Origin of the sequence: Bacillus sp. SIMBA_026 (assembly GCF_046535335.1) — a bacterium.
Taxonomy (GTDB): Bacteria; Bacillota; Bacilli; order Bacillales; family Bacillaceae; genus Bacillus; species Bacillus velezensis.
Map to the genome: position 1 here is coordinate 1 of NZ_JAWRWX010000321.1, position 254 is coordinate 254.

The window sequence follows — 254 nt, forward strand, 5'->3', positions numbered from 1 at the left end:
TGGTGCGCATTCCTGGGCGGCGCGGCGGCGTTCGTCTACTTCGTCGGCTTCTCCGACTCGGCGAAGCAGGCGCAGGAAGAGCAGCGCGCCCAGGATGCTGCGGACGCAAAGCCGCACGTCATCCGCGAGGCGGACGGCTGCAAGGTCTACGCGTTCAAGGCTGGCGACAACTGGCATTACTTCACGCGCTGCGGCGATGGCACCGTGACGACTGAGCGGAATTGGACCGAGACGCGCCGAGACAACGACGATGA

The 254-nt window shown here is 65.7% G+C and carries 1 protein-coding gene; it reads left to right on the forward strand.

Annotation, left to right across the window (positions count from 1 at the left end; genetic code table 11):
- The coding region (locus SB847_RS21635; RefSeq protein WP_410578747.1) for a DUF4884 domain-containing protein at positions 1-254 on the forward strand (254 nt) is incomplete at both ends.